Here is a 16725-nt window from a genome sequence, read left to right as displayed (position 1 = left end):
AATAAGGAAGGCCGTTAAACAAAAAAGCAGCTTAGTCAAAAGACCAAACTGCTTTTTTTGAAGTGTCATATATCGTTTTAAACCAAACCTGCCTCTTTTATTACAAATTGCTCAGGCAACGAGATGTTAACCTTTGCTTTTAAATCATTTAATAAAGTATATAGGCCAAAAAATGTACGATTGATGTACAAACCGTGCTGAGAACCTCTGGCTGCATTGGCGTTTTTAAGTTCATCAATACCCGCTACGTACTCAAAATACCCATATACTTCGTCTACATAAGAATCATCTCCAAAGTCAAACGTAGACTCAGCGAATGGTCTACCAAGTAGTTCAATCATTTTATAGAAAAGATCAAAGAAAAATGTAACTAACTCAGGAGAATCTTCGTCGAGAATAAATTCTAATTCTCTGAAAATAGCCATCATTTTATCTTTATGATTCAATATAGCCGGATTTATCAATGCAAAATAGGTGTCATAAAAATCTGCCGGAATCTCTTTAATACATCCAAAATCTATGATTCCGAGTTTGCCTTGATTGGTAAAAAGGAAATTTCCTGGATGCGGGTCTGCGTGAACCGCCTTGAGTTCGTGCATTTGATAGTGGTAAAAATCCCAAAGGGCTTGCCCAACCTGATTTCTAGTTTCTTGGTCTGGATTTGTAGCCAAAAACTCTTTCAAATGAAGGCCATTTAACCAGTCCATGGTTATAATTCTCTCTGAAGAATACTCAGGGTAATACTTAGGAAAAAACAAGTTATCAATTTTGCTGCATTGCTCCGTTATTTCCTGCGAACGCCTAAGCTCAAGTGTATAATCGGCTTCTTCTAAAAGCTTTGTTTCTACTTCCTTAAAATACCTATCTATCTCAGCGTCATTGAGTTTAAGCAACTGCACTGCCAACGGACGGGCCATTCTTAAATCAGAACTGATGCTACTTGCCACTCCAGGGTATTGGATTTTTACTGCCAACTGCTTACCATCTTTTACTGCACGGTGTACTTGCCCAATAGATGCGGCATTTGATGCCTCAAAATCAAATGTGTCGAAAATCTCACTCGGAGATTTACCAACACTGCTCTTGAAAGTTTTAAGCACCAAAGGAGCCGACAGCGGCGGTGCAGAATACTGAGACATCGCAAATTTGTCTGTGTATGCTCGTGGCAAAAGGTTCTTGTCCATACTCATCATCTGAGCCATTTTTAAGGCACTGCCTTTAAGTTTGCTCAAAGTGTCATATACATCTTTGGCATTTTCGGCATGAAGTTCATCTTTTGACAAAGACGGATCCACTAATTTTTTACTGTAATGTTTTATATAATTTCCACCTACTTTGGCTGTAGCTTTCACAAACTGGGTAGCTCTGGCCACTTTTGAAGTAGGTATACTTTCCTGATTTTTCATAATATTTTCTGTGTCTTTTTAGGCAATCAACACATTAAGCCCTGTTTTGAAACAAAAACTTTCCAAGATCAAAAAGCGAATCTAACGGAGTGCGGGCCATCCAATCCATGGTAGTATTTACTGATTTCTCTATCAATGTATCGGTTTTTTCGAAAAGTTTGCTGTCATCTTTTATCCAAAAATCAATAATACTCAAAGCCAACATCCAAATCCACTCCGGATACTTGGCCGTTATTTGCGGAATCGGACGCGACTCTACTTCGCGTGTTTCTTGACCTTCTATTACCAGTTCATTTATAAAATCCACAAAAACACGTTTGGCATCTGCCAACTCCGCATTTTTCTTCATATTGAGTGGCTTTTCTAAAGTTTCATATCCTTTCAGAATAAAACTTCTGTTGCCTTTCATTTCTTCTATTAGTGTGTAAAAAAACGAAAGGAGCTTTTCACGCACAATGTAGCTATCAAAAACCTCTTCGGCTTTGATATTGGCCATCGTATTTTCAAAATAGCCTTTCCAAATCTCAGCGTTTATTTGCTTAAAGGAGTTGAAATTCTCATAAAACTCGGCTTCGGTGAGTTCTAAATCTTTGGCAAATTTATAGATGGACTCGGGCTCATGTCCGTGATTTAACACGAACAACACATAACTTTCTTTGATTTTATTTTTCATTGTTATTAAGCATAAATATTCGACATAAACGAAGAGGTTTTATTAAATGCATGCAGGACCGAAAGCGGAAAACTAGATTCCGGAATTCCTAACCAATTTGCATACTTCTCTCCTAATAAAAAACGTGATTGGCTCTTGAAAAATTCACTAGCTAATTTACTACCAGTGGCTTCTGTGTAAGCATTCATCAGCGAATGTGTAAGCTCCTGACCAATCTCTGAAGTTTTAAACTGACGCTGGGCTATTACCTTATCCATTTTAATGGCATCTTTTATATTAAAAACCATCAGATCTGGACATAAACCCAATACGTGCCCAATAACCGCCCAGTGATGCAGGTAGGCTTTTTCGTAGGCCTGATCTACAGAATGCCCAAGTTTTTTTAGGCCACGTAGCACAATTAACGAAAAAGCCAAATTAGTACCCAGCAAGTCCTCTTGATTGATGGGCACACCCCAGCTCGAGTCCCATTTGTCAGACTTTAGCACCATAAATCTCCAAAAGGCGTGCAGAAGTCTTACTTTAAGAATTATTTCAAAAACCACACCTGACTCCCAGTGGTCGTAATTCATTACTTTTCTCAAGTATTGCCCCGTCTCTTTTAGCCTATTGTAGGTGTCTTTTTTAATTCTCCCCGAAAAACCCAACACCCTTGCTCCGTCTTCTCCCAAATAACAATAAGGCAAAGAATAACAACCTAACACTACGCCAATGGCTTGCTGATTTCGGGTGTAATAATCCGTAGCTCTAATGGTTTCTTTTATATTGTACCATGCTGGCAATGTGCTGTTTTCTTTAAAAAAGACTACAATATTTTCGTCAAGCGTATTATAATCTGTTTTATTAAAATTGTGTAAAATAGGCATCAACATCGCTCCCATTTTGTGCTGGTATTTTTCGAAAAGCAGGGCCATCAGCTCATCAGCTGCTGCGTCTCCCGTGTTTCGTAAAATATCCATTTCCTTGGATTCTGCCATTTTAGTAATAGTATTAAAATATGTTCAAGCTTATAACTTGTCGTATTTTTCTTTTGTTTTAATTCAAAGCAGAAAACAGTGGTAATTGTTTTATGTATTTTAGCAATTGGGAAGTACATTAATCTTCATTCTAAAATAACACTGCCTCTTGTACCATTTTTTTTAAGATTTTTTCATCAAAAAAATACAAACTCCAAGTCCGAATCTTTTTTTCCATTAAATTTGAAGAAAAAACCTTGATATATGGCTGCTATTGACCGGATAAATGAGCTAACAGATTTACTTAACCACTACAACGACAGGTATTATCAAGATGCCGTTTCTGAAATCAGCGACCAGGAATTTGACTTGCTATTAAAAGAACTTGAAAAACTCGAAGAAGCCAACCCAGAATCAAAAAGAGCCGACTCCCCAACCCATCGTGTGGGTGGTACTGTTACCAAATCTTTTGAAGCCGTAAAACATAAATACCCCATGCTTTCTCTGTCAAATACCTACAGCGAAGACGAACTCCGTGAATGGGACGACCGCATAAAAAAGGGCTTAAATGGCGAAGAATACGAATACATATGCGAAATAAAATTTGATGGAATATCGCTTTCGCTGACCTACGAAAACGGCATATTGACCCGTGGCGTAACCCGAGGCGATGGCTCACAAGGCGATGACATCACAACCAACATAAAGACGATCCGATCATTGCCTCTAAAAATTTCAAAAAACAAAAACACAGACCTAAGCGACGAGGTTTGGAAAAGCACCTTCGAAATTAGAGGTGAAGGCTTTATGCCCACCGAGGTTTTTGAAAGAATAAATCAGGAAAAAGAAGACATAGGCGAAGCCACTTTGGCAAACCCAAGAAATGCAGCCGCAGGCACATTCAAAATGCAGGATTCGGCTGTGGTGGCTAGCAGAGGGCTGGATTGTTTCATTTATCAGTTTATGTCTGACAATGAACCTTTTAAAACTCACGAAGAGAGTTTAATAGCTTTAAAAAAACAAGGATTTAAAGTTTCAGATTCGTGGCAAAAAGTAAAAACCATAGAGGAAGTAATCGCCTACATAAACCATTGGAGCGAAAAAAGACACTCACTTAGCTGTGCTACAGACGGCATTGTAATCAAAATCAACTCCTATGCCCAACGTGAAGACCTTGGCTTTACCTCAAAAAGTCCAAGATGGGCCATCGCATACAAATACAAAGCCGAATCTAAATCAACGATTCTAAAAAATGTAACCTATCAAGTGGGTAGAACTGGGGCTATAACGCCCGTAGCAGAACTGGAACCAGTGGAACTTTCGATGACCACTGTCAGAAGAGCCACCTTACACAATGCAGACGAAATAGAACGATTGGGAATAGCCATTGGTGATAAAGTTTTCGTAGAAAAAGCGGGAGAAATAATCCCGAAAATAACTGGAGTGGATGCTAGTTTTATAAGAAATGCTGATGACCGAGAAGCAAATAAAGTAATATTCCCAACTGCCTGCCCTGCATGTGCAACCACCTTAGTGAGAGCCGAAGGCGAAGCTGCGTATTATTGTCCAAACGAAGCACTTTGTCCTCCGCAAATCAAAGGCCGTGTGGAGCATTTTATACAGCGAAAGGCGATGAATATCGACAGTCTTGGGGAAGGCAAAATAGAGATATTGATGAATAACGACATTATAAAAGATGCCGCCGATTTATATAAATTACGCTCTGAGGATATTTTAGGAATAGAAAAAACGCACGTAGACGAAGTAACTGGGAAAGAACGAAAAATTAGTTTTAAAGAAAAAACTGTTCAAAATATTTTGGATGGAATAGAAAAATCTAAAGAACAACCGTTTTCTAAAGTGCTTTTTGGAATGGGAATCAGGTTTGTAGGAGAAACCACCGCCCAAAAACTTGCCTCATATTTTAAAACCATGGAAAATCTCAAAAAGGCCACCGTGGAGGAGCTACTTCAAGTACCCGACGTAGGCGAAAAGGTAGCCATAAGTGTTATTTCATATTTTAAAGAACCTGTTAATCAGATTTTCGTGGAAAAACTTGAAAACTCAGGCCTAAAAATGGAAGCTGAAAACATAGTGTTGGAGTTAGAAGGCAACAGTTTAGATGGCAAAACTTTCTTATACACGGGCACATTCGAAGGGTATTCCAGAGAAGAATTGGAGCAAAAAATAGAAGCCAACGGCGGAAAGTTGGTTTCGGGAGTTTCAAAAAAGCTAGACTTTCTTATTGTAGGTGAAGGTGCAGGCCCATCAAAACTTAAAAAAGCCGAAACTCTTGGCGTCAAAATGATCAGCGAAGAAGAGTTTACAGGACTAATAAATCAAATTTAACAATAAAGCATCCGGACTTATCGAATGAAATATTTAAAACTGTTTTTACAGGCACTCAAAGGAGACGAAAACCTCGATTACACCAGCATTTCTATCAACAAGGCCTTGTTTTTACTTTCGGTTCCTATGGTAATCGAAATGCTCTTTGAGTCACTTTTTGCATTGGTCGATGCTTTTTTTGTGGCCAAATATGTGGGAATAAACGGCATGGCGACTGTAGGTCTCACAGAGTCTGTTTTAACCATAATTTACTCTATCGCATGGGGCGTTAGCATAGCGGCTACTGCCATTATTGCCAGAAAAATAGGAGAAAAGAAACCAGCTGAAGCCTCAAAGTCACTCATGCAAATCATGAATATTTCGGGCTGTATAGGCTTAATCATTGGTATTTTTGGATTTATATATTCAGCAGATATTTTAAGACTAATGGGCGGCTCCGAAGAGCTCATTGCAGAAGGATTGGTTTATACTCAAATCCAGTTTATTAGCTCACCTATTATCCTACTCCTTTTTTCACTTGGTGGGGCTTTGCGTGGAGCCGGAAATGCCTCAAAAGCCATGCGAGCTATGGTAATTGCCAACCTTTTAAATATGGGTTTGGATTTCCTTTTTGTTCCTATTTTGCACCTTGGTGTGGCAGGAGCGGCATATGCGACAATAATCGGTAGAAGTGTAGGTGTTTTCATTCAACTAAGAGCATTTTTCTCTACGAAATTTAATATTAGAATTGATATCAAAAATTGGCATTTAGATTGGCCATTGTTAGGCGAAATTATGAAATTATCGGCCGGAGGGGCAGGTCAATTCATCATTCAATCCGCCTCTTGGGTATTTCTAATTCGTATATTATCTGATTTTGGAGCGGAAGTAGTGGCAGGTTACACCATCGCTATCAGGATTATCGTTTTCACTATTCTACCCTCATGGGGCTTAGCTAACTCTGCCTCAACTTTGGTGGGTCAAAACCTCGGTGCCAACCAACCCGGCAGAGCTGCTTCGTCTGCTTGGCGAGCAGGATTATTCAATATGGCCTTTTTGGGAATTGTGGCTATTTTCTTTTTCATTTTTGCTCAACCATTGGTTATGTTATTTACCGACAATGTGGTGGCTGTAAATACCGGAGTAGAATGTCTAAAAATCCTTTGTGCCGGATATATTTTCTTTGGATTCGGAATGGTAATGTCGCAAGCCATCAATGGCTCGGGAGATACCGTAACGCCTACTGTATTAAATGTCATTTGTTTCTGGATTATCGAAATCCCTTTGGCTTATTATTTAGCTAAAAATTTAGAATTACAGCAAACGGGCGTGTTTTGGTCAATCGTAATAAGCGAAACTATTTTAGCTATTTTGGCAATAATCTATTTTAAAACAGGTAGATGGAAAACAAACACGATTAAGTTCTAATTAAAAAAAGCCCCGATTAAGGGGCTTTCATTTGGTTTTATAGCATTGTTTTTGGTTCTTGATATTCTGTTAATTTAAATTCTCCTGTTTGTTTGAGAGCGGCAAACCCACCGTTGATATTTACTAAGTTATGGAAACCTCTGGCTTTTAATATCGACGACATTATCATAGATCTATAGCCTCCTGCACAATGCAAATAATAGGTTTTGTCTTTTGACAATTCCGCCATATTTTGATTTATAAAATCTAAAGGGAAGTTTTTAACGCCTTCGATATGCTCTGCATTGTACTCACTTTCTTTTCTAATATCAAGGACATCCAATTTAGGATTTTCTTTAAATTTAGCTGCGAATGCTTCTGGCTCTATACAATCTACCGTTTCAATTTCTTTATCAGCAGCGACCCACGCTTCATAACCTCCACTTAAATAACCAATGGTGTAATCATACCCTACACGTGACAAGCGAGTGATAGCCTCTTCTTCTTTGCCCGGATAAGCGATTAGCAACAATTCTTGTTTAAGATCTGGAATTAAAGTACCCACCCAAGTCGCAAACACGCCATCTAAGCCAATGTTGATAGAATTTGGCACATGACCTTTCGCAAAGTCTTGTGGATCTCTTACATCTAAAAGCAGAGCTTCTGTCTCATTGGCAGCTGCATCAAATGCGTTCGGGCTTAATGCCTTTAATCCACGATCTAGCACATTTTCTATACTTTCATATCCCAGTTTGTTCATTACCGCATTTTTGGGGAAATATTGCGGAGGAGCTACCAAACCATCTAACACTGACGCCACAAACTCTTCTTTAGATTTGGCTTGTAATGCATAGTTAGTTTTCTTTTGGTTGCCCAATGTATCGGTGGTTTCTTTACTCATATTTTTACCACAAGCTGACCCCGCACCATGGCCCGGATAAATAGTGATCGAATCAGGAAGAGTAAGGATTTTATTTTGAAGACTTTCGTATAAATGACCGGCTAGGTCTTCTTGACTCAAATCAGTTTTTACTGCCAAGTCAGGTCTACCTACATCGCCTATAAATAAGGCGTCGCCAGTGAAAACCGCCACTTCTTTTTTGTTTTCATCTAATAATAAAAAACTAGATGATTCCATGGTGTGACCAGGTGTATGTAAAACTTTGATAAATATATTTCCTAAAGGAAGAATCTCGTTGTCTTTGGCTATGTGAGCCGGGTAGCCAGGTTCTGCAGTTGGTCCAAAAACTATGGTAGCTCCTGTTTGTGAAGCGAGATCTAGGTGTCCAGACACAAAATCAGCATGAAAATGAGTTTCTAAGACATACTTAATTTTGGCATTATCTTTTTTGGCTCTTTCTAAATATGGCCCGGTTTCACGTAATGGATCAATGATGGCGACTTCGCCGTTTGACTCAATGTAATAAGCAGCTTCGGCTAAACAGCCCGTGTAAATTTGTTCGATTTGCATAATTGAAAAATGGTTTTTAGTTAAAAAACAAATGTTTCTTAAGTCGCTATCGTTACGACTTCATACCAAATTTCAGAATTTCTTCACGAACATTTTGTGATATTAATTACAAAAGTCCGGTTTCATGAGAAGGATCATAAAAACCGGACTTCCATACTTTTTGTTATTTCTCTACTACTATTCTTTTTGTTGAAATACCTCCCAAAGTACTGACTTTTATCAGATAAATGGCGGGCGGCAAATTGCCAATCGAAAGCGAATATTGATTGGATACATTCAAAGCCCAAGCTGACTTTAATCTAATACCTGTGCTTGTATAAATATCGATACCCAATATCTCTTCTGCTCCGTTTGTAGATATGATTAGCTTGTTATCTACTAACTTAATTGGGTTGGGACTAACTTTCCATATAAACTCAGCTGTTTCTTTAAAGTCTACGCCTATTATTTTTGAATAAAAAACGTTTCCACTAAACTCTGTAACCTTTATTTTGTAATAATTAATACCTTGTTTAGGCTTGGTGTCATCAAAAGTATATAAATGACTGTCTTTAATATTTTTAGCTCCAACTGCTCCTAGGGTTTCAAAACCTTTGGCATCTGCACTTCTTTGGACTTCAAATTTTGCAATCTCACTTTCATTGGCAACTAACCATTGAAGTTTCACTTTATCTTTTGAAGGAATTCCTTTAAACCATAATATATCTACAGGAAAAGCTATCGCGGCTGAGCAATCGCTAGTGGTATAACTCTTCAGAGTTTCGCAACCATTTTCGTTTACAGTTACATTAATAGTTGTAGCATTCGCAATCCCTTCTATTACCCAAACCCTCCTTGTGTCATTTCCTGTGTCGGTTTCTCTTCCATCTGAATCAAACACAGCCGAATATCCTCCACTAACACTAACGACACTTGCCGAATTTCCTGAGGTCTGAAATGCAACTAATGAATTTGTGCCGTCTTGACAAACAGGTGTTACTATATCTGTAATAACTGGCAAAGCTTTTACTGTGATGGCCACATTGTCAGACGCATCTGAAACACACCCAACTGGCACAGTAGTACATGTAGCAAAATATGCAGACGAAGAAGCTGGATTAACCGTAAGTGTAGCAGTGGTTCCAAGAGAAGTAGTGGGTGCATCAGACTTGTACCAATTCAAAGTACCTGAGCAGCCTGATCCACTTAATATAACAGATTCAGTCGGACAAATTGAGTATTTATTAGCTGAAATAATAGGTAAAGCCGGTATATCTGTTACGGTAATACTGAGTGGAGCACTATTTAACGAAATACATCCCGATGCATTTTTACAAGTAGCTGTAAAGGTTTTAGTAGAAGTTAAAGATAATGTTCGAACGGCAGCAGTGGCAGCGTCAGACCAAAGTATAGTTCCAGTACAACCTGAAGCTGTAAGCGTAAAATCTTCTCCCGAGCATACCTGACTTTTAGAAGTTGATAAAGTAGGTGCTACTGGTAAATCAATAACCGTAATTTCAATACTTGATGAAGCACTTTTACACGTATTATTTACACATGAAGCATAGTATGTTTTGGTAGCGGTAGGGCTTACTGTATTACTTCCTAGTTCAGTAACTAGGCCTGCCTCTTCATACCATTTAAGTGCTCCAGATGCACAGCTCGCAAAAAGCTGCGTACTTAGCCCGTTACAAATTGAAGTACTTGAGGCACTAATACTTGCGGGGGCAGCCGGAATAGGCGTTACATTTACAATTACCGAACCGCTTGGTCCATTGCATGAATTTAACTGACAACTTCCATAATAGGTAGTAGTAACGGTAGGTGAAACTGGACTTGTAACTAAAGTAGTAAGGGCAGCATCCGAGTACCATTTTATAGTTCCAGATGCACAAGTTGCTTCTAAAGTAGAACTAGCTCCCGCACAAATACTTCCAGCAGAAATAGCCGTTGGAGCTGTCGGAATGGCGGTAACAGTTATGGTTTGATTATCCGAAACCAAGCTTTCGCAATTATTTAAAATACATTTAGCGGTATAAATGGTGGTAACTTGCGGACTAACGGTGATAGATGCCCCTGTCTCCCCATTTGACCAAATGGCACTTCCGGTAGCACATACTGCACTGATAGTTGTATTTTCTCCAGCACAAATATTCGCCTTTGTTGTAGAAATTGTGGGCTTAGTTGGCAAAGGCTTAACTGTAAAGTTGACAGGTGCAGAGCTACCTGACTCACATTCTACCACAGAGCTTGATGAAGTACACGTTGCATAATATGAACCAGATGCAGCAGGTGTATGTGTAAGCGGATTTGTAGAACCAATATTGGTTGCAGGCGAGCCACTTAAAAACCAGTTTGTGGTTCCACTACAGTTTTGTGACGTAAGCGTTACAGGACTTCCTTCGCAAATTGAATTATTTGATATTGAAATACTTGGATCCACGGGAGGTGCTATTACGGTGATAACCGAAGCACCACTAAGCGGACTAGCACATGTAGTCCCTGTGTTAGTACAAACAGCCTGGTAATTGTTTACACCTGCTGTAGTAGGTGTGAGCACCAAAGTGGCTGAAGTTTGAACCACTGAACCGTCGAGATACCAAGTAACATTACCTGTGCAGCCCGTAGCTGACAATGTTAATGAAAAGCCTAAACATAGGTTCCTGCTGCTAGGTACTATGGTTGGTGGGCCAGGTAGCTCGCTTACTTCTACAGTTTTTGGCACAGAAATACCTTTACATATACCTACTTCACAAACGGCATAATAAGTTTTAGTAGAAGAAATACTGATTCCTGTTGGGTTTTGAGCGGTAGTTAAAGCAGCATCGCTATACCATTTTAAAGTACCGGTACTACAAGATCCTGTCAGGTTAAAGCTTTCTCCTGAACAAACATTTAAATCTGAAACTGTTAAACCTGTGGGTGTAGGTGGAGTTGAAGTTACCGTAATAGAAATATTTGCAGAAGGGCTTTTACATGCACCATTTACACAGGAAGCATAATATGTGGTAGATGAAGACGGTTGCACAGAAGTACTTGCTAAAGTAGAAGTTAGAGCCGCATCTGTATACCAAGTAAGAGTTCCTGAAGCACATGAAGCCGAAAGTGTTGTACTTTGATTTTGACAGATACTTGTACTAGTAGCCGAAAGGCCAGCGGGTTGAGCAGGTGTGGTAGTTACATTAACATCTTTAGAGACTACAGAACTCTTACAAACTCCTATAACACACGAACCATAATATGTAGTGTTGCTAGTCGGCGACTGTGGCGAACTTACCTCCGCAGTTAAACCAGCATCAGTATACCATTTCAAAGTACTAGGCGAAACGCAGTTCCCTGACAAGGTTATACTTTCACCCGAACATATTTGAGATTTAGAAACTGTAACACTAGTTGGTGCTACGGGTGTGTCTACCACATTAATAGTTACAGAACTTCCCTTTAAACTTTGACAACTATTGCTATTACTTTTACAGTTAGAAACATACGTACTGGTTTCGGTTGGGCTAACAGAAACCGATGAGCCTGTTCCTTCTAAAGAAGAGTCATCTACTACACCTAAAAACCATTGAAGCGTAGAACCCGAAGCACATGAACCTGTTAAAGCATAAGAACTTCCACTGCAAATATTAGTAGAGGCACTTGTAACAGTAGGTATAGCTGGAGAGGCATTTACAGTTACAGTTATAGTTCCCGGTGTACTTTTACAGCCTGCTTTTTCACATGAACCGTAATAAATTGTGGTGTTAGTGGGCTTTACTGTACTTGATACAAGCGGGGTTATGAGCCCCGAGGTCGTATACCAAACCAAAGATGACCCATTCGTACAGTTTCCAGACAAAAACGTAGATTCTCCCGAACAAATAGTAGAAGGATTCGCATTTAAACCTGTGGGTGCGTTTGGTTTTGCATTTACTGTAACAGTAGCTTGGATATCCGAACTTTTACAATTTGCAGATTCACATACCCCATAATATGTTTTGGTGCTACTAGGGCTAACTGGCATTGTGGCAATTGTGGTTAACCCTACTTGATTATACCATTTTAAAGTTCCGCTGGCACACGACCCAGCCAATGTTGCTGACTCACCTTGACAAATAGTAACGGATGAAGTACCGGTTGGAGATGTAGGGATTAACTCTACGGTTACTTGTGCAATATTAGAAACTAAACTTTCACATCCATTCTTTAAGCAAGTTGCGGTATAGTCTGTAGTGGTACTTGGACTAACATTTATTGAGCTGCCAGTTTCTGAATTTGACCAAATGATTGTTCCGCCCGTACAGGCAGATGCCGTTAAAGTGGCACTAGCTCCTTTACATATCGTGGTAGCACCTGAAACCGTTAGTGCACTTGGTGTACTTATAACCGATACACTTACTTGTGTACTGTTATTGGCACATGATATAATATCTACACCATCACATTTTACTGTGTAAATAGTAGTAGAGGATGGCGAATGTACAAATGAATTATTACTAGAAGTATTTATTGAACTTCCATCGGCAAAATACTCTTTTGTTCCCGAACAACCACCAACTGTAATGGTAACCGAACTACCCGAACAGACACTTACTTTGTCTACTGAAAAATACGTAGCAGAACTCACAACTTGTATAACTTGTGACGAGCTTAAGCTTACGCAACCTGAGCTATTGGTACAGGTAGCCGAATATGTAGCAGGCGAAGCTGCTAAATTTGGGTTTACGGTTATTGAACTTCCAGTTGCTCCGGTTGACCAATTTACTGTTCCCGAACAGCCTTGAGCGGTAATGGTTGTACTAGTTCCATCACAAATGGTGCTGCTTCCCGCAGATAGTACTGGAGCCGAAGGTTTTGGGTTTACAGTAATTGTAACTGGACTACTGGCGTTACTCACACAAACGGGAGATGTGGTTTTACAAACTGCCACATATGATTTGGTAGCAGCTGGCGTAACAGTAAAAGGACTCCCTGTTCCAACTAATGTACCAGAAGTACTGCCTTCATACCAAGTTAATGTACCTACAGTACAACTACCTATAAGATTCACGGGAGCATTAGCACACACCGAAGAGTTACTGACGCTTACGCCTGTAGGTGTTACTGGAACAGGGTTAATAGTAACCACAAACGAAATATCATTTGCACTGTAGCAGTTATTTTGAGCATCATAAAAAGATGCATAATAAGTTCCTGCACCTAAACTTGACACATCAGAAATTTTATTTCCGTTAGAGACTGGAGAGGCTGTGTGCCAGGTAAGTGAGGTACCATCTGGGGTATTAGAAGCAGAAACTGAGCCTAAGTTTACTGTTGAAGACTCACATGTATTTGTAATCGACGATTGACTTAAGCTTGGTATTGTAGTACTCACTTTGCACAATGGAGCAGAAGCACATCTTGCTCCGTCATTTGCTCCCGCAGTAGGTCCCGTCGAAAACAAGACGGCACTTTCAGAGGAAGTTGAACTTAGGCCTGTATTACTTATTTTATAAATATTCCCATTTGAATTTCCACTAATATAAAGCGTACCGTCTCCATCAAAATAACAAGCTCCATAAGTTTGATTAGTAATTCCACTTATTCTTCTTACAATGGTTACGGTTCCATTTGTCGGATTTATTTTTACTATATCTCCATCATTTTGAACCCCATATATAAATCCGTCTAATGGATTAAATGAAAAATCTGAAAGACCAGGATTCGAATTTAAGTTTATCGTTGATAACTGGGTAGGTGGATTGGTATTTAGGTCATACCTGTAAAGTTTGGTTCCTGATAGACCATAAAAAATACCCTTACTATCCACATCTGCTACGTGTATATTTTTGGGTAGATTTGAAGGATAATTGGTGATATTAAAATTCTTGTCAATTTTAACCAAATTTGCAGTAACCTTATCTACCGCCCAAATAAAATTATCTACTGGGTTATATCCTACAGAGACTGCTCCTGTAGAAACATTGTCTTTTCTTAAAGTATTAACACCCGTTTGGAGATTTACCTCATAAACATCCGAGGGAGTACCATTAAATGTGTAACCAAAACCATCACTACAAACAAACGGCACTGTAGCTTGTGAATAAGATAAAAATGGAACGATGAGTGAGATTAGGATAAGGATAAGTCTTTTCATCTTGCGTATTATATGGAGTATTTAAACTTTATTCTGAGAAGTATTTTTACAAAAATAATTATTTATTAGACATTTTGACTCAATTTAAGTCACTTTGGTAAATTATTATGTTTTACCAGACCGATTAAATCTATTTCTTTGTGATTTTTTAACACAAAAATACCCCACTCAAAAAAGCGGGGTATCGGTATATTTTTAAAAACTGCTGGTGCTAGTTAGATTCTGATTATCTCTGCTCCTATGGCGTTTAGTCTTGCGTCTATGTTTTGATAGCCTCTGTCTATTTGCTCAATGTTATCAATAACACTTGTGCCGTTTGCCGAAAGTGCCGCTATTAGCAAGGCTACCCCTGCTCTAATATCAGGAGAAGTCATTCGGATTCCTCTTAAGCTTTTTTCTTTGTTTAGACCAACTACAGTTGCTCTGTGTGGGTCACAAAGTATGATTTGACCACCCATGTCAATCAATTTGTCTGTGAAGAACAATCTCGATTCAAACATTTTTTGATGAACCAATACCGTACCTTTGGCCTGAATGGCTGTCACTAAAATAATCGAAATCAAATCTGGTGTAAATCCTGGCCACGGAGCATCGTAAATAGTCAAAATACTGCCGTCTATCAAAGTGCTGATTTCGTAATTCTTCTGTGCTGGAATATGAATATCATCACCACGGAATTCCATCTGAATCCCCAATTTTTTAAATGTATCTGGAATAATACCAAGTTCGGCTATCTGACAGTTTTTAATCGTAATTTCAGATTCTGTCATAGCAGCCAATCCTATAAAACTACCGATTTCAATCATATCAGGAAGCATCGTGTGTGAGCAACCGCCCAATTCTTCTACACCTTCTATAACCAATAAATTAGAACCAATACCTTGGATTTTGGCTCCCATACGAACCAACATCTTGCATAACTGCTGTAAATATGGTTCACAAGCAGCATTGTAGATAGTAGTGGTACCTGGAGTTAAAACCGCTGCCATCAATACATTTGCAGTACCAGTCACCGAAATTTCTTCCATCCAGATATACGAGCCTTTCATTTTAGAACCGTCTATGGTATAAAACGAGTCCCCTTGGTCATACGAAAATTCAGCTCCTAGTTTTTGGAAACCGATAAAGTGCGTATCTAAAGGTCTTCTTCCTATTTTGTCACCGCCTGGCTTAGGTGCTTTACCTCTACCAAATCTACCAAGCATGGGCCCCAATAGCATAACCGAACCTCTAAGCTCAGCCGCTTTATTTTTATATTCTTGTGTTTCGAAAAACTCAAATTTTACATCATCAGCTTCAAATCTATATGCACCATCACCTATTTTTGATCTTTTGACACCCATATCTTCGAGCAACTCCATGAGTTTGTTTACATCTCTGATGTTGGGAATGTTATGAATTTCAACTGCTTCTTTGGTTAGCAAAACAGCACATAAAATTTGTAGGGCCTCATTTTTGGCTCCTTGAGGTACTAACTCTCCTTTAAGTTTTTTGCCTCCAACTATTTTAAACGATGACATATATTATTACTGTGGTCTTCTTCGGTTATTGTTAAATCTATTTTTGTTGTTTGAGGGAGATCCATTTCTCGAGTTAAATGGCCTGCTATTACCGCTTCTTCGCTCATTTCCACCTCTTTCTCCTCCCCTGTCAGGGCGAGTGTTATAACTTTGGGAAGGCTGCTTTTGTCTAAAGCCGCTTCCATCTTTAGGATTGGCATCTTCTATTAAGCCATTGGCTCTAAGGTCATCGATTTCCGCTTTGAGTTTACCACCCGAAAGCTCCAATATCTGATTTAGACACGCCGGAGTTTCTATGGTATCTTTGTTCCAGTTTAGGAAGAAAGACTTCATTAGCTTAACCAAATAACTTACAAAAGCTTTACGCTCCTCAAAAGTATCGGCCATCATGGCTTTCAATACCAAAATCTCTACATTTCTACCATAAAACCTATGGCGAAGTCTGTTTTGTGAGTAAGGTATTTGGGCAGGTTTTTTTCCTAAAATCTCCTTTGGAGGTGGCGGAAAAGGGCTATCTACCTCCAAATCAAAATTGGCCATGATATACAAATCATCCCAAAGTTTTTTGCTATAATCTGCTCCGTCTCGCATTTGAGGATGTATCTGACGCATCAATTCGATTAAGATGTGGGCGTGTTTGGTACGCTTATCCATATCAGGAATAGACACAAGATGCTCTACGAGCTTTGCGATATTACTACCGTATTCTTTCATATTTTTTCTTGTCCTTACGTAGGAGTTGAAGAATTAAACTTCATTTACAACAGGTAAAAGTGATTCTTAAATTAAAACCTAAACACTAGAAATCAGTATTGTGATAGAAGAATGTACAAATTTCGAAAAGTAGAAACTGGTTTTAAAACACAC

9 protein-coding genes are annotated in these 16725 nt (G+C 39.0%); 2 read left to right on the top strand and 7 right to left on the bottom strand.

The genetic code is table 11. The features are described 5' to 3' along the window. Nucleotides 1–77: 77 nt before the first annotated feature. Genes ACFOOI_RS20480 through ACFOOI_RS20470 form a run of 3 tightly spaced genes read right to left on the bottom strand, consistent with a single transcriptional unit; the run spans nt 78 to nt 3056 of the window. Nucleotides 78–1406 (bottom strand): ABC1 kinase family protein, encoded by a 1329-nt coding sequence (locus ACFOOI_RS20480; RefSeq protein ID WP_379839959.1) that lies wholly within the window; start codon nt 1404–1406, stop codon nt 78–80. 34 nt (nt 1407–1440) lie between these two features. Next, nucleotides 1441–2079, bottom strand: a complete 639-nt coding sequence (locus tag ACFOOI_RS20475; RefSeq protein ID WP_379839958.1) for a TetR family transcriptional regulator C-terminal domain-containing protein — start codon at nt 2077–2079, stop codon at nt 1441–1443. 5 nt (nt 2080–2084) lie between these two features. Beyond that, entirely contained in the window at nt 2085–3056 is a 972-nt protein-coding gene (locus ACFOOI_RS20470) for an oxygenase MpaB family protein (protein ID WP_379839957.1), read from the bottom strand. Nucleotides 3057–3299: 243 nt separating this feature from the next. Here ACFOOI_RS20470 and ligA point away from each other — a divergent pair, with 243 nt between their 5' ends. Both ligA and ACFOOI_RS20460 read left to right on the top strand, forming a co-directional pair. Then, nucleotides 3300–5384, top strand: a complete 2085-nt coding sequence (ligA, locus tag ACFOOI_RS20465) for an NAD-dependent DNA ligase LigA (RefSeq protein WP_379839956.1) — start codon at nt 3300–3302, stop codon at nt 5382–5384. Nucleotides 5385–5408: 24 nt separating this feature from the next. Next, complete coding sequence (locus tag ACFOOI_RS20460; protein ID WP_379839955.1) at nt 5409–6791, top strand: MATE family efflux transporter; 1383 nt, start codon at nt 5409–5411, stop codon at nt 6789–6791. A gap of 37 nt (nt 6792–6828) precedes the next feature. Here ACFOOI_RS20460 and ACFOOI_RS20455 read toward each other — a convergent pair whose 3' ends face one another. The 4 genes from ACFOOI_RS20455 to ACFOOI_RS20440 form a co-directional block, all read right to left on the bottom strand. Next, nucleotides 6829–8241, bottom strand: a complete 1413-nt coding sequence (locus ACFOOI_RS20455; RefSeq protein WP_379839954.1) for an MBL fold metallo-hydrolase — start codon at nt 8239–8241, stop codon at nt 6829–6831. A gap of 163 nt (nt 8242–8404) precedes the next feature. After that, nucleotides 8405–14338, bottom strand: coding sequence for an Ig-like domain-containing protein (locus ACFOOI_RS20450; protein ID WP_379839953.1), 5934 nt, complete (start codon nt 14336–14338; stop codon nt 8405–8407). Nucleotides 14339–14553: 215 nt separating this feature from the next. Beyond that, nucleotides 14554–15858 (bottom strand): UDP-N-acetylglucosamine 1-carboxyvinyltransferase, encoded by a 1305-nt coding sequence (murA, locus tag ACFOOI_RS20445; RefSeq protein ID WP_379839952.1) that lies wholly within the window; start codon nt 15856–15858, stop codon nt 14554–14556. 6 nt (nt 15859–15864) lie between these two features. Continuing rightward, on the bottom strand, nt 15865–16572 hold the full coding sequence (locus ACFOOI_RS20440; RefSeq protein ID WP_379839951.1) for a DUF4290 domain-containing protein: 708 nt from the start codon (nt 16570–16572) through the stop codon (nt 15865–15867). Nucleotides 16573–16725 lie beyond the last annotated feature (153 nt).

This window comes from Lacihabitans lacunae (assembly GCF_042649125.1).
Classification (GTDB): Bacteria; Bacteroidota; Bacteroidia; order Cytophagales; family Spirosomataceae; genus Leadbetterella; species Leadbetterella lacunae.
This window is presented reverse-complemented; position numbering and strand designations above follow the sequence as displayed.